The sequence below is a fragment of the Microcoleus sp. T3_B1 genome, assembly GCF_036700445.1.
GTDB lineage: Bacteria > Cyanobacteriota > Cyanobacteriia > Cyanobacteriales > Microcoleaceae > Microcoleus.
In genome coordinates, this window is record NZ_JAUBOX010000020.1 from 40,965 (window position 1) to 66,117 (window position 25,153).

The following is a 25,153-nucleotide window of genomic DNA, read 5'->3' on the forward strand; positions in this document are numbered from 1 at the left end:
AGAATTCGCTTCATATCAAATCCTTTGCTATCAATAGGGTTTGATATGATTTATTTTTTGAATGTGCATAAACTGGGTGACTCCTGCGATATCCCTTCACAAGCGCAATGGAGAAGTCCCTATTGTAAACCCGCCCCACCCAACTCAACCCTAAAATTCATTACAATGAATCAATGGAAAATATCTAATTGAAAAGACATGACTCAAAATAATTTACTGTCTCGCATCTCAATCGACTCGAATATCTGCTTTGGCAAACCCTGTATTCGCGGCCATCGCATCTGGGTTTCTCTGATTCTTGACTTTCTCGCTAGTGGAATGACTTTTGAAGAATTGCTTGAGGAATATCCGGGAATTGAACGAGAAGACATTTTGGCTTGTATTGCTTATGGGGCTGAGTTGGCAAGAGATTGTTATGTGGAAATTTCTGTGGGTGAAAAAAAGGTAGTTTTAAAGTGAAGTTAAAACTTGATGAAAATTTGGGCAGCATCCGGGTTGTTTCGAGAGCTATGAAACAGGGAATTAATTCCCTGTCTGACTTGGGGCAAAACGCCCTATTTCATCCACATTAATCCGAGTTTATTTCCGGTTAAAAATCTGGTTCCGCAGCCAAAAGCTCGATCGACAAATCCATCTGTTCCTTTGGGTTTGATATGATTTATTTTTTGAATTTGCATAAACTGGCTAACTCCTGCGACATCTCTTATAGATAGGGTTTAGGTGCAGAAGACAAAAATCAGCTTGGTTGGGTATTTGCTTCAATGGGGCAGTGGTAGCAGGCTTTTAAGGTTGATTGCTTTGTATCCTCAATGGAAAATTTTCCCTTCGTCTGGTCTAGTGTTTAGCTTGCTAAGTTGCTTACAAATCAGTTAATAACCGTGCTTTACGTAAAATAAATTTCAAAACAGTTTCATTTTTAGCGACAATATCTGCTTGTATTTCCATCCCAGATTGTAAAACATTTTTCCGATCATCTTTTAAATATAATTGCTCCGGTTTAATCGTTACTTCATAATAAGGAATAATAGGATTATTTCCTGTATTTTGTGGGCTAAGAGAATCAGGAGAAATCGCAGTTACTGTTCCTTTTAATATTCCATAATCTGGGTAAGGATAAGCGCTCACCCGCATTTGTGATTTTTGTCCAATTTTGACTTTACCAATATCCTGAGTAGAAACCCTAGCTTTAATCACCAAAGGAGTATTGCTAGGAGAAATTTGAGCAATCTCTTCCCCTGTACGGACTGTTTGATTAGGGTTACGTAAGTTTAATTTTAGAATAATCCCTGATATGGGTGCAGAAACAACAGTTTTACGGAGGTCGCGTTGCACTTGTAATAATTCTTGACGCTCGCTCCCTAATTGCTTCTCAAGTTCACTTTTACGCTGTAATAAACTATTTTGTTCCTGCTTTAAACGCGCGAAACTGCCTTGTCCTGTGGCTTTTTCCTGAGCAATTTTTTCTTGGGCCATTGTCACCGCTCCATTACTAGGATTAAGACTGGCTAAGGCTGCTTGTAAACGTGCTTTAGCAGAGTCTACAGATTTAAACTGACGCAGTACAGTTTGTTTTTGACTTTGCAATAATGCGACACGCTCTGCTACTGTTTCTTGTTGTTGTTCGACCGCTAATTGAGCTTCTTCTAACTGGTTTTGGCTTAATACATCTAAGCCAAAACTTTGATAGCGATCTCGTTTTTCCTGTGCATTTTTTAAAGCTGACTTACTAGCACGTAAAGAGGCTTCTGAAGCGTTAATATCGCTTTGAGCTTTTTGCAATTCTTGCTCAGCAACTTGCAAGTTAGCTGTGGCTTCATTTACTTGAGCTTGTACAGTTAAACGTCGTTCATTATATTCTTGTTGAAGGCGAAAATAATCCGCTTGAGCAGAAGCTATGGTTCGCTTCATTCTTTCTGTTTCTGCATCCAGTTGCAGGTTTAAATTTTTTAATTGTTCTGAAATCTGTTGTAATTGTTGCAAATTTTGTTCTACACCCCCCTGAAGTTGGGATTGACGAGTGCTAAACCGAGAAGCATCTAAAGTGACTAAAGGTTGTCCTTGAGTTACAGTTTGATTTTCTTTCACATCAATCCCGATCACAGTCCCCTCGGTGGGTGCTTGTACCAGTTTCACCTCCCCAGTGGGGCGCACCATTGCTGGGGCTTTCACGGTGACGGGTAAGGGGGTAAACGCGGCTACGGTAAAGGCGATCGCCACTGTACCCACTAAAAATATGCCCCCAAAAATTGTCCAGCCACTAACGGGGGGCAAAAAATCATCCTGCCCAGAAACGGGGAGAAAATCGGGGTTGGGGTTTCTCAGTAACATTGCGGAATTTCCTACGATTCAATATGGGTAAAGCTTTCAGGATAAAAATTCACGAAAAACTCACAAAACTCTGCCGAATTATAAATCTTTTGTAAAGGTGCGTTGAGTCTATTGATAATTTTTTTTTATCATTTACATTGTATCACATTAGCCAAACTAAATCATTAATCAAGTAGGAGACATCAATGAAAGACATTCATAACAATCCTTTGTTTACTGACATCACCGCTGAGGAAGAAGTATCTGTACAGGGGGGTAATCCGGCTCTTATCCGTGCAGCAATTAAATGGGGTCCCACAGCAGTCAGGGCTGCAATAAATGCTGCCCGGTGGTGGTTGAACCAACGCGGTAATGGGGTTATTTTTTGGGATAACAAAAACACCTATGGTGATGGAATACGAGCAGGTGTGGGCATCGCAAACGATAGGGATGTACCTGGTAGCGCCAGATTCGGTATTAAGAACAATGGAAGATGGGAAACTTTCAATGTTTGAAATCTTACTGCCGACAATAATGATTACAACAAATGTAATGCTCCCTATCGAGATAGTAAAGGCCGGCTAATCGCCAGTTAATATAATTTACTCATCTAATGGGAATGAGAAAATAACAGTAGTAAGGTAGTCAATATTTACTTTACTACTGTTTAATCTTTACTGACGTGCCCTAGATAGAAACACGCCGTAATATCCTTTAACTAACCTAAAAATTAAATAATATTAATATTTTAGAAATCAGAGCATCTATCTAATGAAATACCCCAGCATCTTACAACAAAATGAAGAAGATTGCGGTGCAGCCTGTTTAGCAACAATTGTCAAGTATTATAATAAAAGTTTTAGTATAAATCGCATTAGAGAAGCCATTGGAACAGGACAATTAGGCACAACCTTAACCGGATTAAGACGAGGTGCAGAAAATCTGGGATTTGATGCTGTTTCTAAACGAGCAAACCCCGACATCTTGAACAAAATGAAAGATGCTCCTTTACCAGCAATAATCCACTGGAAAGGCTATCATTATGTTGTTTTATATGGTAAAAAATGGACAAAATATGTCATTGCTGACCCGGCTGTGGGAATTCGTTATATTACCCGTCAAGAATTAGCCCAAAACTGGACAGGATTAACCACTCTTTTATTACAACCAGATCCTATTCGCTTTGCCCAACAACCTGAAGATAAAATTCAGGGAATTAGCCGCTTCTTCCAGCGCGTTACACCTTATAAATTTATCCTATTTGAATCCTTTATAATTAATATTTGCGTCGGACTTTTATCTTTAACTTCACCATTTTTAATTCAAATATTAACCGATGACGTACTGATTCGAGGTGAGACACAAATTTTAAGAGGATTGGCAATAGCCATTATCATAATGAACTTAGTCAGTAGTGGCTTAGGAGTAGTACAAGCCAATTTGATCACCCAATTTACCCAACGTTTAGAACTGGGATTCGTCAAAGAATTTGGACGTAAAATACTGCGTTTACCCCTCCAATATTACGAATCTCACCGCAGCGGCGAAGTCATCAGTCGTTTAGGAGACATTCAACAAATTAACCAATTAGTCGCCCAAATTGTAATTAGTTTACCGAGTCAGTTTTTTATTGCCGTTATTTCTTTTGCACTCATGCTATTTTATAGCTGGAAACTCAGCTTATTTATCGTAATACTAACTCTTTTAAATGCTGTATCCCCCCTAATATTTCTCGTTCCATTACGGCGTAAAATTAGAGAGATCATGGTTTTAGATGCCGAAAATCAAGGGGTATTAGTAGAAACCTTTAAAGGTGCTCTTACCTTAAAAACAACCACTGCCGAACCGCAATTTTGGGAAGACTTACAAACTCGATTCGGACGACTCGCCAATATGGGTTTTAGAACAGCCCAAATTGGGATTACTAATAGCACATTTTCCGGTATTATTTCTAATATTGGTGGAGTTGGCTTACTCTGGCTAGGTAGTACCCTTGTGATCGATAAAGAATTAACCATTGGACAACTATTAGCCTTTAATAGTATGAATGGTAATTTTTCGGGTTTTATTGGTACAATAATTGGCTTGATTGATGAATTTGTCAAAGTAAAAACCGCAATTGAACGACTAACATCAGTAATTGATTATCGTTCAGAAGTACAAGACGATCAAAAAAAGGAATGGGTAGGTTTCCAACCTCATGATAATATATATTGCGAGGATCTACAGTTTCATCATGCTGGAAGACTAGATTTATTAAATAATTTTGATGTAATGATAGAAGGGGGAAAAGTAACAGCCATTCTTGGTCAATCTGGTTGCGGTAAAAGTACCCTAGTAAAACTAATTACCGGATTATACGAACAACAGGGAGGAACAATCAAAGTTGGAGCTTATAACTTACAAAACTTAGCCATAGAATGTGTTAGAAAACAGATAATCTTAGTTCCTCAAGATGCCCATTTTTGGAGTCGGAGTATCATTGAAAACTTTCGCTTAGGTTCACCCCATGTCACCTTTGAAGAAATTGTTAAAGCTTGTCAAATTGCCGAAGCAGATCAATTTATCAATCGGCTTCCTGAGAAATATTTAACCGTATTAGGAGAATTTGGAACCAACTTATCAGGAGGTCAACGTCAAAGATTAGCAATTGCCAGAGCAATTGTCAACGATCCACCTGTGCTAATTTTAGATGAATCTACCGCCGGATTAGACCCTATTAGTGAACAAAAACTACTAGATAAATTATTAGAATATCGTCAAGAAAAAACAACAATTCTCATTAGTCATCGTCCCACCGTAAATCGGAGAGCCCATCATATTATTTATATGCAAGAAGGTCAATTAAAATTACAAGGAAGCTTAGAGGATGTACTACAAATTGAGGGTGAACATTTAAAATTTTTAACTTCGTCCTTCTCTTAATCTATAACTTTGAGACAAAAAATGGCTATATACCTTGCTAGAGCCTGCGCTTATCCACATTACTCCGAGTTTATCTCCGGTTAAAAATCGGGTTCCGCAGCCAAAAGCTCGATCGACAAATCCATCTGTTCCTTCCCCCGCGCCAAAAAGCTTTCGCACTCCTGCCAACACTCCACAGCCACCCCAAACTGCTCGAAAACCTCCTCTAGAGGCAACTCTCCCGATTCCACCCGATCGATAATCGCTTCAATTCGATCGACCGTTTCCTCATAATTCCAGTCTGACTGGCGCAACTGCGAATCAATCATAACTTTTCTTCCGCATCCAATACTTCTACAATCTTAACTTTCAGCACGCCCCGACTCAACCTCACAGTCAATTCCTCTCCCAATTCCAAACCGTCAGTTGTGCGGACGATAGTACCGTCACTTTGGATTACCGCCGCATAACCCCTTTGCAATACCGCCGCTGGGTTCAGTGCGGATAACTTTTCTTGCAATACCTCCAGTTTACCAGTTGCTTGCCGCAAAGTTCGGGATGTCGCAGGCAAGCGTTTTAATCGATTTTGTAATAGTTGTAAATGCTCTTCTTCTGCCTGAAATCTGGCCCGCACAGCGTTTGCTAAATTGACCATTCGCTGCTTGTGTTCAAAGTAAATATCTGCTAAAATTGGTACAGCTTGAGCGGCCGCCGCAGTGGGAGTGTGGGCTCGTTTATCTGCTACTAAATCCGCGAGAGATTCGTCTCTTTCGTGTCCGATACCTGTAATAATTGGAATCGCACAATTGGCGATCGCCCTGACAACTCTCTCATCATTAAAACAAGCCAAATCTTCCGCCGAACCGCCGCCCCGCCCTAAAATGATCACATCAGCCCTACCGTCCAATTCTACACGGGCGATCGCCCTAGCAATCGCAGCAGCAGCCAATTCTCCCTGCACTCCTGTCGGCGACAGCAACACCCGCAAACCCGGATATCTTTGGGCTAGAGTCCGCTGAATGTCTCCCCAAGCAGCGCCAGTATCGGATGTCACCACGGCCACAATTTGCGGGTGTGCCGGAATCGGGCGCTTTCTGGCGGGATCGAAGAAACCCTCAGCATCCAAGCGCGATCGCAATTGCTGCAACCGCAAAGCCTGCAATCCTGCCCCAGCCGGTAGCGATTGCACAACAGTCAACTGGTACTCGCCGCGATTTTTGTAAACCCGGATGCTTCCCAAAACCAGCAACTGTTCCCCTTTTTCCGGGATTTGCACCAATTTTTGCCGCTGAGAATTCCACACCACGCAGCGAATAGCAGCGCTTTTGTCGGTGTCGCACAGAGTGAAAAAGCAGCCGCTAGGGTGGTGCGAAACGTTAGACACCTCGCCTGTCAGCCAAATTGATTGCAGGTTGCGATCGCCCTCCAACAAGTCTTGCAGGTATGATGTTAGTCCGGCAACAGATAAAGCTGTATCGGGAAGAATTGAAGTCATCCAATTTTAGATTTTAGATTTTAGATTTTAGATTTAGGCTACTATCAATGCTGCGGACAGTGGGTGATTGCCAAGCGTAAAATAAGGGTTTCAGGGCGATTGCAGAATCGACTTCCTAACGAAAAATCAAGGGTTTCCGACTAGGATCTCAAAATAGTCCGGACTATTGTAGTATATCTAAGGTAATTTATTTGTAGGCTGAGCCGGCGATCGTAAATTTAACTGCAAACAAACTAATGATATCAGATACAATGACTTCGATGAATGTGCTGCGCCAAGAGGCTGCGGCGATCGGCATTACTGAGGAAGAAGCCAGAAAATATGGCGACCTCCGACATAAAAGAACTTGGTCTTTGGCGATCGAACATCACCTCTCAATGCAAGATTTTGCCGATCGCATAGAACAATCCTTCACAACTTCCGAACCCGATTCCTCCAGCGCACTCAACCACTCTCAGACTGAAGAGTCGAAGGACTATCGTATTCAGCTAACTGCGAATCTAGGCGAATCTAGAGTAACCAGGGAGAATCAAACAGCCTCTGTTGCTTCGCCACAACAGCAAGCAGTAGCAATCGGGCGATCGCACGGTAATTCCGACCACCGCAGCAACCACAACCGAGGTTTTAAACAAGTAGTTCAAAATCATATTAAAGCATTAACAATTGCATCCGCGTCCCGCACAAATCTGCCCCATTCACAACTGGGCAATTGGGTTTGTCCTGAGTGTGGGTCGGAGGGCGAATTGGGTTGTTACCTTTGCGCCGGAGAAGGCACGGTAGGGGACATTTCAGCTATTGGCTGGACGCTAGCTTATATGGAAATGTTGGGCTGTTCTGCTCGCGAAATTGAACCGTTGAGAAAAATTTCGCCTTCATCGAATATTCTGGAATTGAATTTAAAAGTTTGTGTTGCTATCAAACAAAGTAGCGAAGCTTTAGCCAGGACGGAGAAATGGGTAAGATTGAAGGAACAAGGAATGCACGACACTGATTTTGACACGGATACACGGATTAATTCTTAATGGTGATTCAGAAGTGAGAAGAAAAAACAACTATCAGTGTATCCGTGACTTCCGTGTCGTGCTGTTGGGCATTAGTATCAATAAAACTTCAAAATTCACTCATCCCCACCTAAAAATTACTCCAAATTAAGTATTGATTCTAGCTTTTTCAAAGCAACTTCCAAGTCGTCATTAACAACTTGGAAATCGAATTCCCCCGCAGCTTCAATTTCCTCTTTAGCCCGCACCAACCGACGGGCGATCGCACTTTCGGAATCTTGACCCCGACTCCGCAAGCGCCGTTCCAATTCTTCCCAAGAAGGAGGTAAAATAAAAATTCGCAGCGCCTCTGGAAAATTATTCCTAATTTGCCTAGCCCCTTCCAACTCTATTTCGAGGATTACCCATTTTCCCTCACCAATTCCTTGCTTGAGACCAAAATAAGGAGTACCGTAAAAATTACCGGCAAACTCAGCCCATTCCGCCAACTCTCCAGCCTCAACCATTGTTTCAAACCGACTGCGGTTGACAAAATAGTAGTGCTGTCCCTCAATTTCTCCCTCACGGGGCTCACGAGTTGTCACCGATACCGAAAGATACAATTCGGAATGGCGATTGAGGAGCGATCGTACTAAGGTGCCTTTCCCCACACCGCTAGGCCCCGTCAGAACAATTAATTTACCAGCTTTCATTTTTAGAATAGATAACCTGTAACAATTTAAGTTTCCGCTTACTTTAGACTGTAAGCGCTCAAATTGCAACTGAAAAACCTCAATCATCCCGACTTTGACCATCTTTGCTGATCACAAAACGATTAGCAACCGTTTCCGGCTGAATCGCCGAGAGGATGACGTGACTCGAATCTGTAATAATTACCGCTCTCGTGCGGCGGCCGTAAGTTGCGTCAACCAGTTGTCCCCGCTCCCGCGCATCAGTAATAATCCGCTTAATTGGCGCTGACTCGGGACTGACAATGGCAATCACTCGGTTAGCAGACACAATGTTACCGAAACCGATATTAATTAATTGAATATCCATGAAAATCTTAATTTATGGGTGAACGACTAACTATCACTCCTTACTTTTTATCATATATACAAAGATTTTTTATTACAATCCTCAAATTAATCTCAACTAATTTTTTTAATTGAGATTAATTTTTTACCCTTTTGACGCCGAGTACCCCGTTCTTTATCGAAAATTCAAAAAACACTCGCTGTTGCCACTCTATCTTAAAGATTCGGTAAAAGCGTCGATTTTTAGTTGCAAATAAAAGCATTAGCTGTATCGAGAAAACAGCCCGGAAATGTTGCGAAATATAAATTTAATTTCAGGGAGAGGGAAAGTTAAGTATAATCACTGATCGATGACAGCAAATATTCGCAAATGCGGGTTGGATCGGCCTTCAACTTAAACTAAAAGCCGCTGGCGATCCTCTTCGTTGGCGTAGCCCCCGTAGGGGCGGGCTTCGCTAACGCACTTTCTGCCCGATTTTCCACAAAAATATTGGGAATGATGTGCCAAACTACAGATGTTTCTTGGATCGTGTTATACAATAAAATGGGTCGGAAGTGAAAATTTGAGTCCTATTAATACCAATAAAAAAAGTGTTGCTAGAATTCTCAATTTTATAACTATTATGAAATTTTGTCGAGTCCCGCGCCGGACACGGCATTGCCGTTTCCCTACAGGTGGTAACACGATTATATGTAGCAATAGTTTGTGGGATTAGTATAAAAATCTGAGCGCTTTAGTCCTCACTAGAAACATTTTTTATTCAGCAAAAGTTACGCCAAAAGTGGTTTTACGTGTGAATTATAGCGGTAAGGTGGGCCCCTAATATCATGTCCGGTCGAGTAGCCGAAATCAGGTAGGGGCGGGTTCACCAACAATATCTGCCAATAATTGACAATCTCAAAAACCCGCCCGGCCGGGATATTATGGTCAATCGATCGGACTAGATATAAACACCCTAAACATAAAGGATATGCCTAAATCTTGTTTAACAAAAAACAGGGATTAATGCAGATAAATTCACCCGCATTAATCCCTAGTTATTCCACACTTAATTAAGCCGCAACTAAACCGCTGTGTCTCAACAAAGCTTTAGTGCTCGGTTCGCGTCCCCGGAAATTTTTAAACACTTCCATCGGGTGCAAACTGCCGCCCAATCCTAATACTGTATCTCGGAAGCGCTTACCTGTAGAGGCGATCGCGCTTTCATCTTCCAAACCCGCTTCTTCAAACGCCGCAAAAGCATCAGCGCTTAGCACTTCCGCCCATTTGTAACTGTAATATCCCGCCGCATAGCCACCCGCAAAAATGTGTCCGAAAGCGCACAAAAATGCGTCTTCTTCCAGAGGAGGCAAAACAGTCGTAGTTTTAGCGATGCGGTTGCGGACATCGGCTACAGTTTCGCTGCCGCCCGATCGATACCGGTGGTGCAATTCGATGTCAACCCTGCTAAAATGTACTTGCCTGAGCATAACGCTGCCGCTCATGTAGTGGCGCGCTGCTAGCAGTTTTTGGTAGTAGTGTTCCGGCAAAGTTTCCCCGGTTTCGTAATGCTTTGCCATCCCGAACAAAGTCGCGCGATCGTAACACCAATTTTCCATAAATTGACTGGGCAATTCCACTGCATCCCACTCAACATTATTGATGCCCGAAGCCCCCGGATAGTCTACCGTTGTCAGCATATGCTGCAAACCGTGACCGAATTCGTGAAACAAAGTTTCGACTTCCAAAAAAGTCATTAAACTCGGTTTGCCGTCAACCGGAGGACTTTGGTTGCACACCAAATAAGCCACCGGCAACCGCGTAGTTGTTTTTCCCGCTTCCACAAATTTAGCGCGCACCACGCACTCGCCCATCCAAGCACCGCCGCGCTTTTCCTCGGGGCGGCTGTAGGGGTCTAAATAGAAATTGGCGATCGTATTTCCTGCTTCATCATCTATTTGGAAATATCGCACATCTTTGTGCCACACAGGAGTTTGACCGTCCGCCGCAGTTACTGTCACGCCGAACAGCCGCTTTACTAATCCAAATAACCCGTCTAATACCTGTGGCAAAGCAAAATAAGGCCGCAATTCTTCGGCACTAAAAGCAAACTTTTCTTCCCGGCGCCGTTCCGACCAAAAACCTACATCCCAGTGCTTCAAATCTCCCGCTTCCGCCGCGCCTTTTTCGGCAGCAAAAGCTTTCAATTCTTCTAAATCTTTGATAGCAGCATCATAACTAGCCTGACGCAATTCTTCTAACAAAGCTTCTACTGCTGCAACGTCGGGAGCCATTTTGCTCGCCAAGCTCAATTCGGCATAACTACTAAACCCCAGCAAAGCAGCTTTTTCCTGGCGCAAAGCTAAAATGCGATCGGTCAACGGCCAGTTATTCAATTCTCCGCTACTTGCTCTGCCGATAAAAGCTTTGTACAACTTTTCGCGCAAGTCGCGGCGGGTGCCGTGCTGCATGAAAGGGCCGTAACTCGGAAAGTCTAAAGTAATCCGCCAAGGGCCATTTTCGGCATCTGCATTTTCTTCGCCGGCGCTGCGAGCGGCTTGAGCTGCTAAACTCAACAAACTCGGCGGCAAACCGTCAATTTCGTCTTTGTTTGTGAGGGTGATGCTGAATGCTTTGGTAGCGTCGAGGACGTGATTGGAAAATTGGGTTGTAATTTCGGCCAATTCTAATTGAATGGCATTAAAACGCTCTTTTTGCTCGCCTTCTAAACCGACGCCGGAGAGTTGGGCGTCTCGGAGAGCGGCTTCAACAATTCGCTTTTGAGCTGACTCTAAGCTGTCCCAATTTTCGCTAGCCCGCAGCGCTTTAAAAGCTTCATAAAGCGGTTTGCTTTGACTGAGCTTGCTCCAAAATTTTACTACTTCCGGCTGCACTGTTTCGTGAGCCGATCGCAGTTCCGGGCTATTTTTCACGCCCATCAAATGTCCGACAATGCTCCAGCTCCAATTTAAACGCTCTCCGAGTCGCTGCAATGGTTCTACTAAGCGGCTCCAAGTCGGTTCTACAGAGGCTTCTAAGTCAGCTAGCGAGGCTTCTAGTTCGGTCAGCAGTTGGGTAACAGCGGGGACTACGTGTTGTGATTCGATCGCGTCAAATGGGGGCAATCCTTGACCGATTAGTAACGGGTTATCAGCAATAGTTACGGTTGCAGTCATTTAATTTTCTTGTAACAGGTTGAAAATAGTTGAACTAGACAGATTAGCTTTTAATCTTTTAACACAGTTGTCGAAAAAGTAGGACTCGATCGGGCGAGAGTCGGAGAGTCGGAGAATGTCGAGCGTGTCCGATGGAAAAAGTATTCCTTCTGACTGATGACTAATGACTGTTGACTGATGACTGTTGACTGTTGACTGTTGACTGATGACTGCTGACTGTTGACTGTTGACTGATGACTGCTGACTAATGACTGCTGACTAATGACTACTGACTAATGACTACTGACTAATTACTACTGACGGTTCTCTGGTGTGTGCTGCAACTCCTTGACAACTGAGATTAAGCGCTTGAGATGAGGTTTGACAACTTCTTGCTGCTCGTGTTCCAAACGGTGAATTTGAGCTTGGACAATCGACAAATCCGCACTCGATTGGTGTGCGGGAGCTTGCAGTTGGCTTTGCAAATTGGCCATGACTTTTTGGATTTCCAAAAATCTAGTATTTACTACTTCCCAGTCATCTCGGCTGATAGAAGTTTCTGTCAAGCCTTGCGTCGCACTTTGCAGTTGCTCTATAGCCTGTTCCACAGCTTGGAGATTCGCCCGTTGGCCAACCGATAAATCTTGCAGTTGTTCGCTCACCTGCTGGCGGACATCGAGCACAGCAGACGCCACGATTTCTTGCAAAGAAGCTACTGACTCTCCTAAACTCAGTAACTGCCGCTGGATATCGATCGACTCCTCAAAGCCATCAGCCCTAGGCAGTGCAGCCATTTGCTGGCGCAGCGCTGCAATATCTGCAGACAACTGCCTGCGTAATTTAACAATTACCGTCACCGCCGTTTTTTCGACCTTATTTACAGAGTTTTGCACTTGGGCCATTTCCGAATTTTGATGCACCCGCACTTGCTGCTCGAACCGATACCGGTTAGCAACATTCAGCGACAAAGCCAAGGTTAGGGGAGCCACCCCGTAAAAAGCTTGACCCGATACAGCCACCGCCAGGGAACCCACACCAGAGGCCGCCAGAGAGGCGTACTCTGCCAGCTCCAGCCAGTGCCTTTGAGGAAAACTTGGTCTCAAGTGGTTTGCAACAGAGGGTTTTGGCTTCCGCACGGCTCTTTGGGTCATAGTATTTGCTCGTTGTTGGTAAGGTTGCGAGACTGGGTGGAGCATCGATTTCTATCCTTTTTCAGTTATATGTTTTAGATTATTTCTTGGCACTCTTCTATTTTTACCTTTGTGAGTAAGTTAAGGATGACTGCCATATTATTATGTATTTGGGAGCCTGTGGCGATCGCGCCCAATTCCGGCTGTTAAAAGGTTCGCCCCAACGCGCTCTCTATTTTACAGGAGTTAGCGCCATCGGGTTCGGGCGATCGACTTCGGGCTGCCCAGGCTCACCGAAAAATGCCTAAGACTATTTTAGATTTTAGATTTGAGATTAAAAGTTAAAAAATGCGACCTACTGAGGGCGATCGTCGTTGGGAGCTTGTCGGGAGTTGCCTTTTTGTTCGCCCATTGGTATAATCTACTCTTTCTGAATTGCCCCTCTCAAATTTACTGCAAAAATTGACCAATGAACTCAGAAAAACCCGGAATTGGCGATCGGCTAAAGTCTATTTTCAGTATCGGCATCTTTATCATTCTCGTACTAGGAGTAGGCTTTTTAAGCGTTAATTTTATTTCAGCTCTCTATGCAAAATTTTCTTAAAATTAGTCCTGGACGCATGGGGTTCAGAAACCAATTTTTTTTACAAAAATACTTCGTCGCAGCCTCCTGATAAGGTAAAAAACCCGGTTTCTTTAGTCGGAGTGAGTCCCGGACTGTTTGAGATTCCCAACTTCTTCAAGAAGTCTCGCATCTTAAGCACGAACTCAGTTGTTTGGATTGCATTCTTCCTTCTTCCTTCTTCCTTCTTCCTTCTTCCTTCGGCTATAATTTCAACTGTAAAGATTGTGGTCTGGGTCTAGCCAGACAATATAAAAAACATTTTCACTAAAAAATCCATGCACTCTGCCGTATTCATTAGCAGATATTTGAAACTGGTAGGGGATATTGATTAGGATATCTTCATTGGGAATCCCAAAGCCATTAGGTTCAGTAGTATTTTTCCAAACTATGCCATGACAGCGCAGACTTTTACTTTGATTATTGATAATTTCTTGAGCGTTCAATTGTGACAAATCGCGCAGCCTTCTCAGTAAAGATGCTAGATACTTAGCATCTCTACCGCCAATTGAAAACTTATCTTTGTCATCCTGATAATACCTGAAAGAAAAACTAATTCCTTCCGGTATTTTTACATCGAGACGATTGATGCTAGATAAAGATTCCTGGCGGCGTATATCTGCTTTCTTAATTTTCTTCGATGACACGGCTTTTGTAAAATTCTCTCATTGATTCCTTGGTAATAATAGCATGAGAAGGTTCATCTTTTGGCAAATCACCTCTAGCATTAATCCAAGGGTCTTCGCGGCGCACCATCAATTCTAACTCATAGGCATCGCAAAAGAAATATTCGTCGGATAACTCGTCTAAAAACTCTTGTACTTCTTGGGGAAATTCGGGTTTTTCGACTTCTTTCAGAATTGGCTTCCAGTCAAATTGTTCTTTGTATTCATAAAATAAAGCCGGGATAGTTGGCCCGTGCACCCAAGCTTCAAAATCTTCATCAAAAAGCGGTGTATCTTCAAAGGCTAAATACCATGCTTGGGCGTAGTACAAGAGTTTTTGTAGCTTGTGGTTGCTGAGATAGGAGCCTACATCATTCGCCAACCAGATGTAGTAATCAGCGAGTTTTGAGGCTGTTGTGACTGTAGTTATTGTGGTCATATAACTCGACTCAATAAGTTTTGTATTCTATGATAACACAGTCACCACCCTTTATGATGGGGCGGTTTCAACCGCTTCTTGTCAAACAAAGTCTGCCTCTGCAGACTAAGAAATAAAGGAGGTATTTAAGCCGGATTGGGTCTAACTGAAATCTTACCCTCTGTCAAAAATTTGTAGGGGCGGGTTCACCAACAATAATTGCCTAAAACGAACAATCTCGTAAACCCGCCCCCACCCACTTTCCTGTTTTTCGATCGCACAGCGCCGCGATAGAGATTGCAAGGCGTTTAGCAAATCTGATGATGATATTTGTCCGTTTTGTAGGAATTTTGCCATAATGCCCAATAGGTTATGATATATTTGTTTGCAGTTCAGTTTTTCTCAGATAAGGTTAAAGTTGATTTTTGACGAAGGTAGGCAATTAGAGGTTGTGCAGGCAATTGAGCGGGTGAGAGACGGAATTCTCTGGAAACCTGGAAAAGCAATGTCTCATTTACTCAAAAGGATTAATTTAGGCCATTTAGGGCCGGACGCGACCCTTGAAGAATATAATAGACTTATCAGTTTTATTGTTAGGGATGCTGACGCTAAAGTTTATGTGTATGCTTACGGACAAACATTTTATCCGACAGTTGCCAGCAGTGTAAACAACACAATATGGCGGGTAATGATGGGCTTGGATGGAGTTTTAGAAACGGCTTTTCCTCCAAAGGAACCGGAAAGCTACCTGGCTAATTCAATGTTTATTTATGTAGGTTTAGTTAAGGATTTGTTATGAATACTTTGGTAAAAAACTATTGTGTAATGGTTGAATTTCCTGATGTGAGTGGGGCTGAACATTTAGAAATGTTGCAACTTAGAGATGAGTTGGCAAAAGTTGAATCTCAACTGAGTGAGGAAGAGAAAGGTTTATTAGCAAATGCCGATCGACGGTTAGTTGAACAAGCAATGGAGTTTTATGAGGAGTTGTCGAGATTTGTGGATTTAGCCCAGAAGCGCAAATTTGAGGAGATTACACCTCAGCGTTGGTGGTGGTATTTGGATGTTTTGGCATTGTTGCCGAATTTGAGGAAACAAGAGTTGACAAGCGGTGTTGTTTGAAATGTTTATTCACTGTCGATGTTTGTTAAGTGCGATCGTCGAGTTTTGATATACTGCTTCAGTACAGGTGACAAAGTGTAAAGACTTGCTTCTTTTTCGAGCAAGCAGCGCCGCGATAGAGATTGCAATGCGTTTAGCAAATCGGATGATGATATTTGTCCGTTTTGTAGCAAGTTGGCGAAGTTGACTGGCTGGTTTTCTGTCGCTAACAATGACATGACTTGTTTTTCTAGTTCGGAAGTGCGATCGTACTGCTGTTGTAAAACATCTTTCAAATCTTCGGGTAACAATATGGTATCATCTATTAATACCTCAGTCGCGCCGATTCCCAACTCTTGAATCAGAGTCGCCACGCTTTTTAACCATAACGGGTTGCCTTGGTAGCGCTGAATGAGTGCTTCGCAGTTATCGATTTCTGCTAATCCTTTATCTCTGAGAATTTCTCCGGCGGCTGCGGTGTCTAAACCAGGGAGTTGTAAAGTACGAATGGGAGTATTTTCGCTGGTGAGTTGAGGAACTTCTTTCGGCGGTTCCCAACCGATTAGCAGAAAGCAACAGGGATGGGATAATTTTTCTATTTGTTTGAATAGGGAGCGATATTCTTGGTAGTCTGGTTTATACTTTCCGGCTAATTCGCCGCTACAGAAAAGGTTGTGAATGTCATCCAAGACTACTAAACAGCGATGGTTTTGTAAATACTTAATCAGCGGTAAGCGTTTCTGGTTTGTTGGGGATGAATCAGGGTTTTCTGACTGGGAAAAAAGCTGTGTTAGGTTGGATTGAAATTTATCTATGGTGGGGAATTCGTCTAGCGTGTACCAAACTGCGTACTCAAACTCGTCTTTGATTTGTTTTACGAGTTGTACTGCTAGGGATGTTTTGCCGATTCCGCTGATACCGGTGAGGGTGATGAGGCGGCAGTTTTGTTGTAGAATCCAGGTTGTGAGGGTGTTAAGAGAGGGGGTGCGATCGAAGAAATTACCCAACTCCGGCATCTCGCTTAAATCTTGATGTAGAGTTTTGGTTGGTTTTGTGTTAGCTGTTTCGTCATTATCTGGATGTGACGTTGATATATCTGGGGGGTGTCTAGCTTCTCCACAGGTGTTAAAACTACCACTGATGTGTTGTTCGCTGACGTTTTGTGCAAAATTTGAAACATTAGAGACTTGGAACCTCTCCATTGCCGATTGAAAATTATTTTTATTAACATCTTCTCCAAACTCTTCTGAAAGTATTTTCCATAGTTCTGAACCTACTTTCCGAACACTACTTTCCGAACACTCAAATTTTTTGGCTATGTGCTTGTATGTCTCGCGTTGTAGAGTTCCCCGGAGTACCGCTGCTTGTAAATCGTCAAGGTGTTGACCTGTTTTAGCAAATACTATCTCATCAGCTAATTTTAACATTTCTTTAATATTCATTTAGCCAGGAAGATGGATTATTTTTTGTATTATAGCTCACATTTGGGAACAGTTTAATATATTTTTCTACATTTGTGTACAAAAGTACATTAAATGAGGTGGACGAGGAGACGGGCATCGGGACAAAGTTGAACATTTTTTGAGTTGCCAAGCTTTTATTTATAAGTATTATGGAAGAAGTATTAAAGAGTTAATTTAGGGATTAAACGCTTGCCGTTTTCTACCTTGTAACGGTGTGTTAGACCGCCTTGGCGTTCTAATTAATAGTGGGAAAGCAAAGTATCACAACCCTTGGAGAAATGATGATGAATACCAGTTATGTTCAGAATGACCTGAATTTGCCTACTAATAACGCTGATGAAATTCTTACACAGGATTTGAACGAGCAGCAAATTGATAACTTACTTCAAGCTCTTTCACAAGATTCCTTGTCTACCAAAAACTCTGTCTGTCAATCTCTTTCGAGGTTTCTTGACGAAGCAAATGTATCTATGATGGGCGGTTGGACATAAATTCCAATGTTTGTCCCTGTTTTTGGGGAGCAGAAAAAATTTCCATAGTTCCTCAATTGGGAACTATGGATTAAATTCTTAAGATGGGAAGAATTTAGCCTATTTGTTTTGAAGAGAGACTACAGTGAAGGATCTTTTCAGTTTTTTCGTAGCTATATCCATTAGAATGCTTAATCAAAATGTACTTTCTCAACTACTTTCATACTTCCACAAATGTCGTTAGATTGATTCGTGAGAGCCTTGGAACTGTTCCATCTGGATTTACTGATATTGGAATTGATTACCGTAAAGTTGTTCGCTCTATGAGGGTGATTCCTCCACCTGACTTATCATATAAAGTCACCTTTGAAGATGGTAATCTAGGTGGTTTTATTCGCTCATCAGGAGTTTTCCAGGAAATCTTCTACGGCATAGAATCGCTTTCTTCTGATCAACGAGATCATTTTACAAAGCTTACAGCAGAGTCTATGGATTTACTGAAAGACCTCGACTATAGGCTGTGGTTTATAGTAAACCTACTTGTTACTGATGTTGTATTTTTAAAATCTGAGAGAGTTGGCGGCGGTTCAGGCTCTCATCTCTTTGGAGTTGTTTGCGTTAGTCCCTCTGATTCGTGGAATGCCTCAGACCTATTGGAATCGATCTTACATGAGGCAACGCACCTTAATCTGTTCATTTGTGATATGGTGAATTCGCTTTTTACTGTACCTGTTGCTCGACTAGCAGAGGACGATGCAAAAGTTGTATCTGCTGTACGAATTGGACAGATGCGACCTTTGGATAAAGCACTTCACTCTGCAATAGTTGCAGTTCCACTGATGTATATTCAGCATCTTCAGTCAAAAACTGAGCTTGTGGATATGTTTAGTGAGTCGCTAAGAGTGTGCGTTTCAGGATTACTGAAGAAGGAAAAATTTTACACCCCCTATGGTAAGTCAGTTGTTGAACAGCTTGCTGATTTCGCTGAAAATCAAGATTTTAAGTGGCTATCTGCAGAAATTGGAAACACTGATTTAGCACTGTTCCATGAAATATCAGGGATTACTACAGTTAGAAGATGATTAGCTTAGATAAACTCTCGAATTCAAATCTTCAATTACTTGATCAAATGGGGTTTGTACATTTAGAAGACATACTACTCTCTGAATCTCTTCTTGAACTCCATCGTGAGTTGTTATCGGTATTTGACCAGATGAAACAAACAAGCTTTTCTACTACTCAACAACTGTTTTGGCAAAGGGTTCCATCTCAGCAGATAGAAACATTGAGGCTACCCAGTATTGAAAACTTATTCGGAGAGCAGGAAGCATTCTTATCTATAAAGTCATCAATCACTAAAGTGATTCGAGATGTATTTGATCCTGATATGGAGCTTCGCAGTGTTCATGCTTTCTTTAAGCCTGCAAAAAATGGTGGAGAAACGCCTTGGCATCAAGATCCAGCTTATGGTGATATATCAATAGTTCATGATAACATTACGTGTTGGATACCTCTTCAGGACATATTATCAGAACTAGAAAGTTGTTTAGAGTTTTTGCCTGGTTCTCACTTGGGCAAAGAACTGCGTCGCCATGATCCTCTAGCTAAAGGGCGTTTATCAGCTCTAGTTGCAGATATTACTAACGATGAATTTTCAAATCGAGCAACCATTCCTTGTAAATTGGGTGACATTATACTTCACCGAAGTTATGTCATACACAGAGGTACGCCAAATCGCTCGAATAAAGATCGTATTGCTGTGGTATTTATCTATGGCAAACCTTGATAGGGTTTTAGTAGAAATTGGATTTGTTTAAGTAAGAAAATTTAGTCAGAGTGGATGAGTCCAAGGCTATGACATCAATAATTTGGAAAGGAGAATCTGATAGCTCAGTAGATGATCAAGTTATCGAAAGAGTGCAACTTGGTGGTGCTGCAATTGAGAATGTTGACTTTGTGAATTGTACTTTTATTGGTTGCAACTTCTTGGAAGCAAAGCTTACTAAGGTAACATTCACTCGCTGTAGCTTCAAAGGGTGTGATTTGGCAATGTGCTCATTCACTCAATGTGAATTTGGAGAGGCGCACTTTGATGATTGTAAGCTTATTGGAATCAATTGGTCTATTGCAGGTTTAGCTATTGATGCAGAGTTTTTTAATTGTATATTGGATTATTCATCATTTTTTAAACTGATTCTTCGTAGCAAAAAATTTGAGAAATGTTCAGCTATTGAGTGCAATTTTTCACACTGCGATCTACGAAAATCACATTTTATGGAATGTGACTTAAGTAATAGTTCTTTCACTGGATCAGATGTTCGCAAAGCCGACTTTTCTACATCAATTGGAGTGTTTATTAATCCCGAAAATACTAAAGTGGGTAAGACTGCCATCGGAAGTGATGCGGCTGCAAGATTGGCGATGTCGCACGGGTTTACTGTTCCATCTATCTTCACAGATTAATAGTTTAATTCTCTAACATTTCCGTTAACCTCTATTCCTATACGGTAATCGCTGATAGGGTTATAGGGAGATTGATCGCCCTTCACACCAAATACCAAACAGTATGATGATTGTACGGGTGGCGATGCTTGAGTTAAAAAAGATCGATCGCCCTTTCTTGTTTCTGATGACCGAGCGCATAAAATGAAAGTGCGATCGCATAAAACCAATGCAGCAACTATCTGTTGTCAATTGCATTACGGCTCCGTCTCTGGAATTTTTCCACCAACAACTACCAACCCCACATCACAGCGAGTTGCGGCTTCCGCCAAGCGATTATCAAGAGTTGCGCTCGGCAATTTCAATCGTAGTGCTAACTCTCTCATAAGCTGCATCATAAGCAGCTAAACCTTCTTGTCTTCCTAGCACCAGAGTTGACGAGAGTGCGTTGCTATCCGTAGCTTCATCAACTTGAATTTAAAGTGATTGTAACAAAGTAATAGCTATCTCAGATTGCTCGGTTGTCATGCGGTTGCGTCGCTCGGCAACCAGGAGAGTATTAGCAACTTCTAGCGACCAAATGCCTGGTACAAATGCTTCGCAATCTGGCATCATTGCGAGTATAGCATTGGCATAATCGTTATCTTCATCGACTAAGCACCAACTAATGGCTACAGAACAATCCAATACAAACTGCATTAAAACCTTCGCCCTTCTTCAATCATGGAACGGATTGAGCTTTGATCCAAGGCAATTTCTTGCCGCAGTTGTACCATTCTCGCAATTGCTGCTTGAATTGATTTTTTAGTAGTCAGTTTTCCCCAAGCGTTATACTTCGGTTTAATTTCCTCTGATGGTAGACTCTGTACAACTACTACCACTTCAACAGAAGTATCTTTAAACTCAGTGGGCATTTGGAGAAGCAATATGCCATCGCTTCCAATATGCGAGATCAGTTTCATTGTTTCCATGTCAGACTCCAGAAACTTTGAGCAATTCTAGTTTACCTCAAAACTGTTGACCAAAGCAAATACTAAACAGTGAAATGCTTGCAGAGATAGCGATCGCCCTTTCTTGTTTCTGATGAGCGATCGCCTCAAATGAAAGTGCGATCGCCCTTCACACCAAATACCAAACAGTACGATGATTCTACCAAGAGCGATCGTCCGATCGAGGTGAAGGAATCCCAGCAGAGAGAGCTATGACAGCGCTACAGCAGCAGTTCAACATTCCTCAGAGTCTATGAGTTCCTAGAAGTCAGTCACATTGACATTTTTGATTTTCGCCATTTGGCCCTAAATAGTAAAATACAGCAGTAAGCTAGGCAATTGCCAACCTCCCTCTTCTGCTTGAGAGTAGAATATATCTATGAAGTTTCAGTGGGACTCAAACAAAGCGATTAGTAATGCCAAAAAGCATGGTGTGTCTTTTGAAGAAGCTGTCACTGTCTTCGGAGATCCACTAGCTATTACAATTTCTGACCCTAACCACTCTGTAGGTGAGTTCCGTCTTTTAACGATCGGTCAGTCAAATTAACAGCGCCTTTTTGTTGTGTCCCATACAGAACGAGAAGGTGAAGTGCGTTTAATCACCGCCCGTTTAGCCACCCGACAAGAGAGAAAAAGCTATGAGTCAGGAACCTGAAGTAACAATTAATGACGAGATGAGACCTGAATACGATTTTTCAGGTGGTGTCCGTGGCAAATACTATGAAGCCTATATGAAATCAAGTAATGTTGTGATTCTCGATCCAGACGTAGCAGAAATATTTCGAGACTCAGCTTCTGTCAATGAAGCGTTGCGATTGCTGGCAAAAATTGCCAAGTCTGTCACTGTTTAGGTAGCGCACACAGCACAACAAATCAGAACCGAAAGTTTCCAGGTTATCTGTGGTTGCATAGGTGGAAAGCAAGGGGTGGTGCGATCGCCCCTAACACCAAATACCAAACACTGGGATGATTGTACCGAGATAGATCGCCCTTCACACCAAATACCAAATCAATGTCTGCGGTACAATCAAGGTAAAACGCATGATTAATCTTTCAAAAATTAACACGAGCAACTGACTGCTGACTAACTAATGCAAAAACTTGCGAACTTGATATTCGCGACTTTCGGCGATCGCAATTTGCAAATCGCCCATTTGGGCATCCAGCTCATCTATGGTGCTTTGCGACACCGACTTCCACAACTCTCTAGTTTGCCAGCGAATCAGTATCACCACCTCATTTTGTACCGGATCTACCCAAGTTTCCTTGCCCAAAAAACCGGGTAAACTTCTCAATCCTGCCGTCCAAACTTCTTCATCTCGCTGAATAAATGCCTCCCACTTTTCGGGAGGCACTTGAAATTTTAGCCACTCGATTACCATATTATTTGCCTGTTATAAATCGCTCATTAATCGTTGCCGATCGCAATTTTAATTATCAACTCAGTTCCCTCTCCCGGACGCGAAACACAGTGCAACTTACCGCCGTGCTTTTCTACTACTAAATGCTGGGATATTGCTAGACCCAAACCAGTGCTTGTGTCTGGACATTTAGTGGTAAACAAAGGGTCAAAGATGCAGTCGAGGACTTCTTCAGTCATGCCAGGGCCGTTGTCACTAATGGCGATCGCAACTTCGTTTTCCCCTACCACGGAGGTGCGAATCCGAATTTCGGGATTGAATATTTCAGAACTCGACCTGGCTGAAGACAAGTAAGACTGATTTTGAATTTTACCATAATTTTCGGCATTTCTCCCCCCTTCTTCCAAAGCGTCGATCGCATTTGTCAACAAGTGCATGAACACTTGGTTTAAGTGCCCCGGATAGCAGTGAACTCGCGGCAAATCTCCGTACTCTTTAACTAGAGAAATACCCGGCCGTCCCCCTTTAGCTTGCAGGCGATTTTGCAAGATCAGCAAAGTGCTGTCCAAACCTTCGTGGATATCAGCCGGCTTCATTTGGGCTTCGTCGGTACGCGAGAACAAACGGAGCGATCGCACGACATCGCGAATCCTTTCAGAACCGACTTTCATTGAATTTAGCAGTTTTGGCAAGTCTTTTTTGATGAAGTCTAAGTCTAATTCTTCAATCAAATCTTGAATTTCCGGCACGGGATGGGGATAATACTTTTGGTAAAGGTCGATCGTTCGCAGCAGTTCTTGAATGTAGCCCGTGGCGTGGCTGACATTGCCGGAAATAAAACTAACTGGATTGTTTATTTCGTGCGCTATTCCTGCTACTAACTGCCCCAGGGATGACATCTTTTCTGTTTGAATCAGTTGAGTTTGAGTTTGCTGCAAAATTAACAGCGTCTGCTCTAATTTAGACGCTTCTTGTCGCAGGCGTTCTTCGGATTCTTGCAAAGCTAAAAGAGACTGTTTGCTGTCTGTAATATCCAATCCCACAAATACCGCCGCCGTATTGTTATGGTATTTTTGAGCCACTATTAGATAAGTTTTATTTTCTCCTCTGATGCTCGCTGTTACTTCTTGAGATGTCTTCTTTTTATGGCTGCCAAAGAAATCGTATACTAAATCGTTAAATTTAGGACTTGTATCTAAAAAACCTACTTTTTGACCGATAAATAGTTCGGACGGCATTTTATAAGCGCTAGCTAAATGTCGGTTTACTCCCAAGTAGCGCAAATCGGAACTTACCCAAGAAACTAATCCGGGCACGGCGTCCAAAACGGCTTGAAGTTGCTCTTTTGCCTGTACGAGCGCTGATTCTGCTGCGAGGCGAGCGGAAATGTCGCGGGCGATCGCGCAGCGGTATTCGCACCCGCCGTATTCTAAATAATTGACTTTAACTTCGACGGAAAAACTGGCGCCGTCTTTGGTTTTGTAACTGGTTTCAAAAGTGAGGTTGGTTTGCTGCTTGAGTTGATCCCAGTGTTCTCGCCAATCCGATGCTGGCAAATGCGAATCGATGTCGCTAACTCTCATGTTTAGCAGTTCCGATTCCGAGTAGCCGAAAAGATGGCAAGCGGCTTTGTTCGCGTAGCAAATTTGACCGTCGGAGGTACTAAAAAAGATTGTATCAGCAGCATTTTCGAGGGCAATTTGAGTTAGTTTTGGTATTGTTTCTAACTGCTTTCTTTTGACCTCGGACTGAAATTTATTATAGCAATTGGTTTGAGCGGGAGCCTCAGCTATCTTAGATGCAAACAAAATCAAACCGCCGATCGCACCTTCGCTATTTTTCCAAGGCTGAAATACCCATCTTACCGACTCGCTGACACAGCCGCTTGCGCTTTTTCCTGATACAGATGCGATCGATCGCCCTGCCACAAACTCGCTGTATTCCAAAACTCCCCTCAAACAAGCCTGGGCATTTTGCTCCCAATATTCCGGGAGATTCGGGAACAGTTCCCAATGAGATCGGCCGATGGCCTCGCCGTCGCCCAACCCCCAATCTGTTTCCCAGCGACGAGAAACCGACAGATAGCGCATTTCACAATCTACCATTGCCACGGCCTCGGCGGAGCGCTCCACAAACCGCCGAAATCGCTCTTTACTCTCGGACACGGCTGCCTCTGCGGGTTGTTGGGCGATCGGGAAAGTCCCGTCAACGTACCTTCCCAGTCCCTGACTTTTTTGCTGAACTGGCTTAGTGTGCACGGTTTGGGATTTCCTCCATAGCTGTCAAGTTTGAAAAATTCTGTTTGAGACCAAAAATGCTGTTTTCCCCTGATTTGCTCTCTCGGACGATACCCTTAGAGGGTATCACCCATCATTGATATCATTTTTGATGTGGATATGTCTATAGGCATTGCTATCTACTTAAGACCAAAGCTAGTGTCCGGTTGCTGTTTGAGGATTAGGCATTGATCGCGCTGGCGCCCTCCGAATAATAGTAGGAGGGCACTGGAGTGCTCTGTTGTGTCCCCCGACTATTCCGGGGCGCAAGAGGGCAGCGAGACTAGGCAAAAAACGAGAGAGACAAAGGGTTTTAGGCGATTGTTGACACCAATGGTCTATAGGTAATCAAGAAATT

The 25,153-nt window shown here is 42.7% G+C and carries 29 protein-coding genes; 14 read left to right on the top strand and 15 right to left on the bottom strand.

Annotated elements, in window-relative coordinates:
- The first annotated feature begins 198 nt into the window (after positions 1-198).
- On the top strand, positions 199-459 hold the full coding sequence (locus QT990_RS13340; RefSeq protein WP_333142395.1) for a DUF433 domain-containing protein: 261 nt from the start codon (positions 199-201) through the stop codon (positions 457-459).
- 95 nt (positions 460-554) lie between these two features.
- On the opposite strand, the gene QT990_RS13345 is transcribed toward QT990_RS13340, so the two are convergent.
- Complete coding sequence (locus tag QT990_RS13345; protein WP_333142396.1) at positions 555-677, bottom strand: hypothetical protein; 123 nt, start codon at positions 675-677, stop codon at positions 555-557.
- A 181-nt stretch (positions 678-858) separates the two neighbouring features.
- Positions 859-2,226 (bottom strand): HlyD family efflux transporter periplasmic adaptor subunit, encoded by a 1,368-nt coding sequence (locus tag QT990_RS13350; protein WP_333300206.1) that lies wholly within the window; start codon positions 2,224-2,226, stop codon positions 859-861.
- A 287-nt stretch (positions 2,227-2,513) separates the two neighbouring features.
- Here QT990_RS13350 and QT990_RS13355 point away from each other — a divergent pair, with 287 nt between their 5' ends.
- Both QT990_RS13355 and QT990_RS13360 read left to right on the top strand, forming a co-directional pair.
- A complete protein-coding gene (locus QT990_RS13355) occupies positions 2,514-2,822 on the top strand; it encodes a hypothetical protein (RefSeq protein WP_333142398.1) in 309 nt (102 codons plus the stop codon).
- A 256-nt stretch (positions 2,823-3,078) separates the two neighbouring features.
- The gene (locus tag QT990_RS13360) at positions 3,079-5,232 is read left to right on the top strand and encodes a peptidase domain-containing ABC transporter (protein WP_333142399.1); all 2,154 of its coding nucleotides are present in this window, start codon (positions 3,079-3,081) and stop codon (positions 5,230-5,232) included.
- 80 nt (positions 5,233-5,312) lie between these two features.
- Here the strand turns inward: QT990_RS13360 and xseB are convergent, their stop codons facing one another.
- Both xseB and xseA read right to left on the bottom strand, forming a co-directional pair.
- Positions 5,313-5,540, bottom strand: coding sequence for an exodeoxyribonuclease VII small subunit (xseB, locus tag QT990_RS13365; RefSeq protein WP_333082161.1), 228 nt, complete (start codon positions 5,538-5,540; stop codon positions 5,313-5,315).
- Entirely contained in the window at positions 5,537-6,706 is a 1,170-nt protein-coding gene (gene xseA, locus QT990_RS13370; RefSeq protein ID WP_333142400.1) for an exodeoxyribonuclease VII large subunit, read from the bottom strand. The genes xseB and xseA overlap by 4 nt, the downstream gene beginning before the upstream one ends.
- A gap of 236 nt (positions 6,707-6,942) precedes the next feature.
- On the opposite strand from xseA, the gene QT990_RS13375 reads away from it, so the two are divergent.
- A complete protein-coding gene (locus QT990_RS13375; protein WP_333142401.1) occupies positions 6,943-7,728 on the top strand; it encodes a hypothetical protein in 786 nt (261 codons plus the stop codon).
- Between the two features lie 116 nt (positions 7,729-7,844).
- Here the strand turns inward: QT990_RS13375 and gmk are convergent, their stop codons facing one another.
- From gmk to QT990_RS13395, 4 genes are all read right to left on the bottom strand, one after another.
- Entirely contained in the window at positions 7,845-8,399 is a 555-nt protein-coding gene (gene gmk, locus QT990_RS13380; protein ID WP_333142402.1) for a guanylate kinase, read from the bottom strand.
- A 79-nt stretch (positions 8,400-8,478) separates the two neighbouring features.
- Positions 8,479-8,745 carry an extracellular matrix/biofilm regulator RemA gene (gene remA / locus QT990_RS13385; protein WP_190659785.1) on the bottom strand — a complete coding sequence of 89 codons (267 nt, stop codon included), beginning with the start codon at positions 8,743-8,745 and terminating at the stop codon, positions 8,479-8,481.
- A 1,031-nt stretch (positions 8,746-9,776) separates the two neighbouring features.
- Positions 9,777-11,879 carry a M3 family metallopeptidase gene (locus tag QT990_RS13390; RefSeq protein WP_333465323.1) on the bottom strand — a complete coding sequence of 701 codons (2,103 nt, stop codon included), beginning with the start codon at positions 11,877-11,879 and terminating at the stop codon, positions 9,777-9,779.
- A gap of 293 nt (positions 11,880-12,172) precedes the next feature.
- Entirely contained in the window at positions 12,173-13,009 is an 837-nt protein-coding gene (locus tag QT990_RS13395) for a hypothetical protein (RefSeq protein ID WP_333465324.1), read from the bottom strand.
- Between the two features lie 143 nt (positions 13,010-13,152).
- Here QT990_RS13395 and QT990_RS13400 point away from each other — a divergent pair, with 143 nt between their 5' ends.
- Together QT990_RS13400 and QT990_RS13405 are read left to right on the top strand one after the other, a co-directional pair.
- Complete coding sequence (locus QT990_RS13400; RefSeq protein WP_333465325.1) at positions 13,153-13,296, top strand: hypothetical protein; 144 nt, start codon at positions 13,153-13,155, stop codon at positions 13,294-13,296.
- A 161-nt stretch (positions 13,297-13,457) separates the two neighbouring features.
- Positions 13,458-13,592: a hypothetical protein gene (locus QT990_RS13405; protein WP_333142405.1), complete on the top strand. Its 135-nt coding sequence runs from the start codon at positions 13,458-13,460 to the stop codon at positions 13,590-13,592.
- Positions 13,593-13,822: 230 nt separating this feature from the next.
- On the opposite strand, the gene QT990_RS13410 is transcribed toward QT990_RS13405, so the two are convergent.
- A complete protein-coding gene (locus QT990_RS13410; RefSeq protein WP_333142406.1) occupies positions 13,823-14,257 on the bottom strand; it encodes a hypothetical protein in 435 nt (144 codons plus the stop codon).
- Entirely contained in the window at positions 14,238-14,714 is a 477-nt protein-coding gene (locus QT990_RS13415) for a type II toxin-antitoxin system antitoxin SocA domain-containing protein (RefSeq protein ID WP_333142407.1), read from the bottom strand. Before QT990_RS13415 ends, QT990_RS13410 begins: the two co-directional genes overlap by 20 nt.
- A gap of 430 nt (positions 14,715-15,144) precedes the next feature.
- On the opposite strand from QT990_RS13415, the gene QT990_RS13420 reads away from it, so the two are divergent.
- Positions 15,145-15,492, top strand: coding sequence for a hypothetical protein (locus QT990_RS13420; RefSeq protein ID WP_333465326.1), 348 nt, complete (start codon positions 15,145-15,147; stop codon positions 15,490-15,492).
- Positions 15,489-15,815, top strand: coding sequence for a hypothetical protein (locus QT990_RS13425; protein WP_333142410.1), 327 nt, complete (start codon positions 15,489-15,491; stop codon positions 15,813-15,815). The genes QT990_RS13420 and QT990_RS13425 overlap by 4 nt, the downstream gene beginning before the upstream one ends.
- Before the next feature lie 5 nt (positions 15,816-15,820).
- On the opposite strand, the gene QT990_RS13430 is transcribed toward QT990_RS13425, so the two are convergent.
- Entirely contained in the window at positions 15,821-17,236 is a 1,416-nt protein-coding gene (locus QT990_RS13430; protein ID WP_333142411.1) for an ATP-binding protein, read from the bottom strand.
- 299 nt (positions 17,237-17,535) lie between these two features.
- On the opposite strand from QT990_RS13430, the gene QT990_RS13435 reads away from it, so the two are divergent.
- The 4 genes from QT990_RS13435 to QT990_RS13450 all read left to right on the top strand — a co-directional run bounded on the left by QT990_RS13435 (position 17,536) and on the right by QT990_RS13450 (position 20,190).
- The gene (locus QT990_RS13435) at positions 17,536-17,748 is read left to right on the top strand and encodes a hypothetical protein (RefSeq protein ID WP_333300203.1); all 213 of its coding nucleotides are present in this window, start codon (positions 17,536-17,538) and stop codon (positions 17,746-17,748) included.
- Positions 17,749-17,972: 224 nt separating this feature from the next.
- Positions 17,973-18,809, top strand: coding sequence for an aKG-HExxH-type peptide beta-hydroxylase (locus QT990_RS13440; RefSeq protein ID WP_333300201.1), 837 nt, complete (start codon positions 17,973-17,975; stop codon positions 18,807-18,809).
- Positions 18,806-19,513 (top strand): phytanoyl-CoA dioxygenase family protein, encoded by a 708-nt coding sequence (locus tag QT990_RS13445; RefSeq protein ID WP_333142414.1) that lies wholly within the window; start codon positions 18,806-18,808, stop codon positions 19,511-19,513. Before QT990_RS13440 ends, QT990_RS13445 begins: the two co-directional genes overlap by 4 nt.
- A 68-nt stretch (positions 19,514-19,581) precedes the next feature.
- Positions 19,582-20,190, top strand: a complete 609-nt coding sequence (locus QT990_RS13450; protein ID WP_333142415.1) for a pentapeptide repeat-containing protein — start codon at positions 19,582-19,584, stop codon at positions 20,188-20,190.
- 456 nt (positions 20,191-20,646) lie between these two features.
- On the opposite strand, the gene QT990_RS13455 is transcribed toward QT990_RS13450, so the two are convergent.
- Entirely contained in the window at positions 20,647-20,868 is a 222-nt protein-coding gene (locus QT990_RS13455; protein ID WP_333142417.1) for a type II toxin-antitoxin system VapC family toxin, read from the bottom strand.
- Positions 20,868-21,131, bottom strand: a complete 264-nt coding sequence (locus QT990_RS13460) for a hypothetical protein (RefSeq protein ID WP_333142418.1) — start codon at positions 21,129-21,131, stop codon at positions 20,868-20,870. The genes QT990_RS13455 and QT990_RS13460 overlap by 1 nt, the downstream gene beginning before the upstream one ends.
- Positions 21,132-21,537: 406 nt before the next feature.
- Here QT990_RS13460 and QT990_RS13465 point away from each other — a divergent pair, with 406 nt between their 5' ends.
- Both QT990_RS13465 and QT990_RS13470 read left to right on the top strand, forming a co-directional pair.
- Positions 21,538-21,705, top strand: coding sequence for a BrnT family toxin (locus QT990_RS13465; protein WP_333142419.1), 168 nt, complete (start codon positions 21,538-21,540; stop codon positions 21,703-21,705).
- 91 nt (positions 21,706-21,796) lie between these two features.
- Positions 21,797-22,009: a hypothetical protein gene (locus QT990_RS13470; protein WP_106147613.1), complete on the top strand. Its 213-nt coding sequence runs from the start codon at positions 21,797-21,799 to the stop codon at positions 22,007-22,009.
- Positions 22,010-22,246: 237 nt separating this feature from the next.
- Here the strand turns inward: QT990_RS13470 and QT990_RS13475 are convergent, their stop codons facing one another.
- Together QT990_RS13475 and QT990_RS13480 are read right to left on the bottom strand one after the other, a co-directional pair.
- Complete coding sequence (locus tag QT990_RS13475) at positions 22,247-22,540, bottom strand: TIGR03792 family protein (RefSeq protein ID WP_333142420.1); 294 nt, start codon at positions 22,538-22,540, stop codon at positions 22,247-22,249.
- A gap of 26 nt (positions 22,541-22,566) precedes the next feature.
- Positions 22,567-24,777 (bottom strand): PAS domain S-box protein, encoded by a 2,211-nt coding sequence (locus QT990_RS13480; RefSeq protein ID WP_333142421.1) that lies wholly within the window; start codon positions 24,775-24,777, stop codon positions 22,567-22,569.
- Positions 24,778-25,153: the final 376 nt, after the last annotated feature.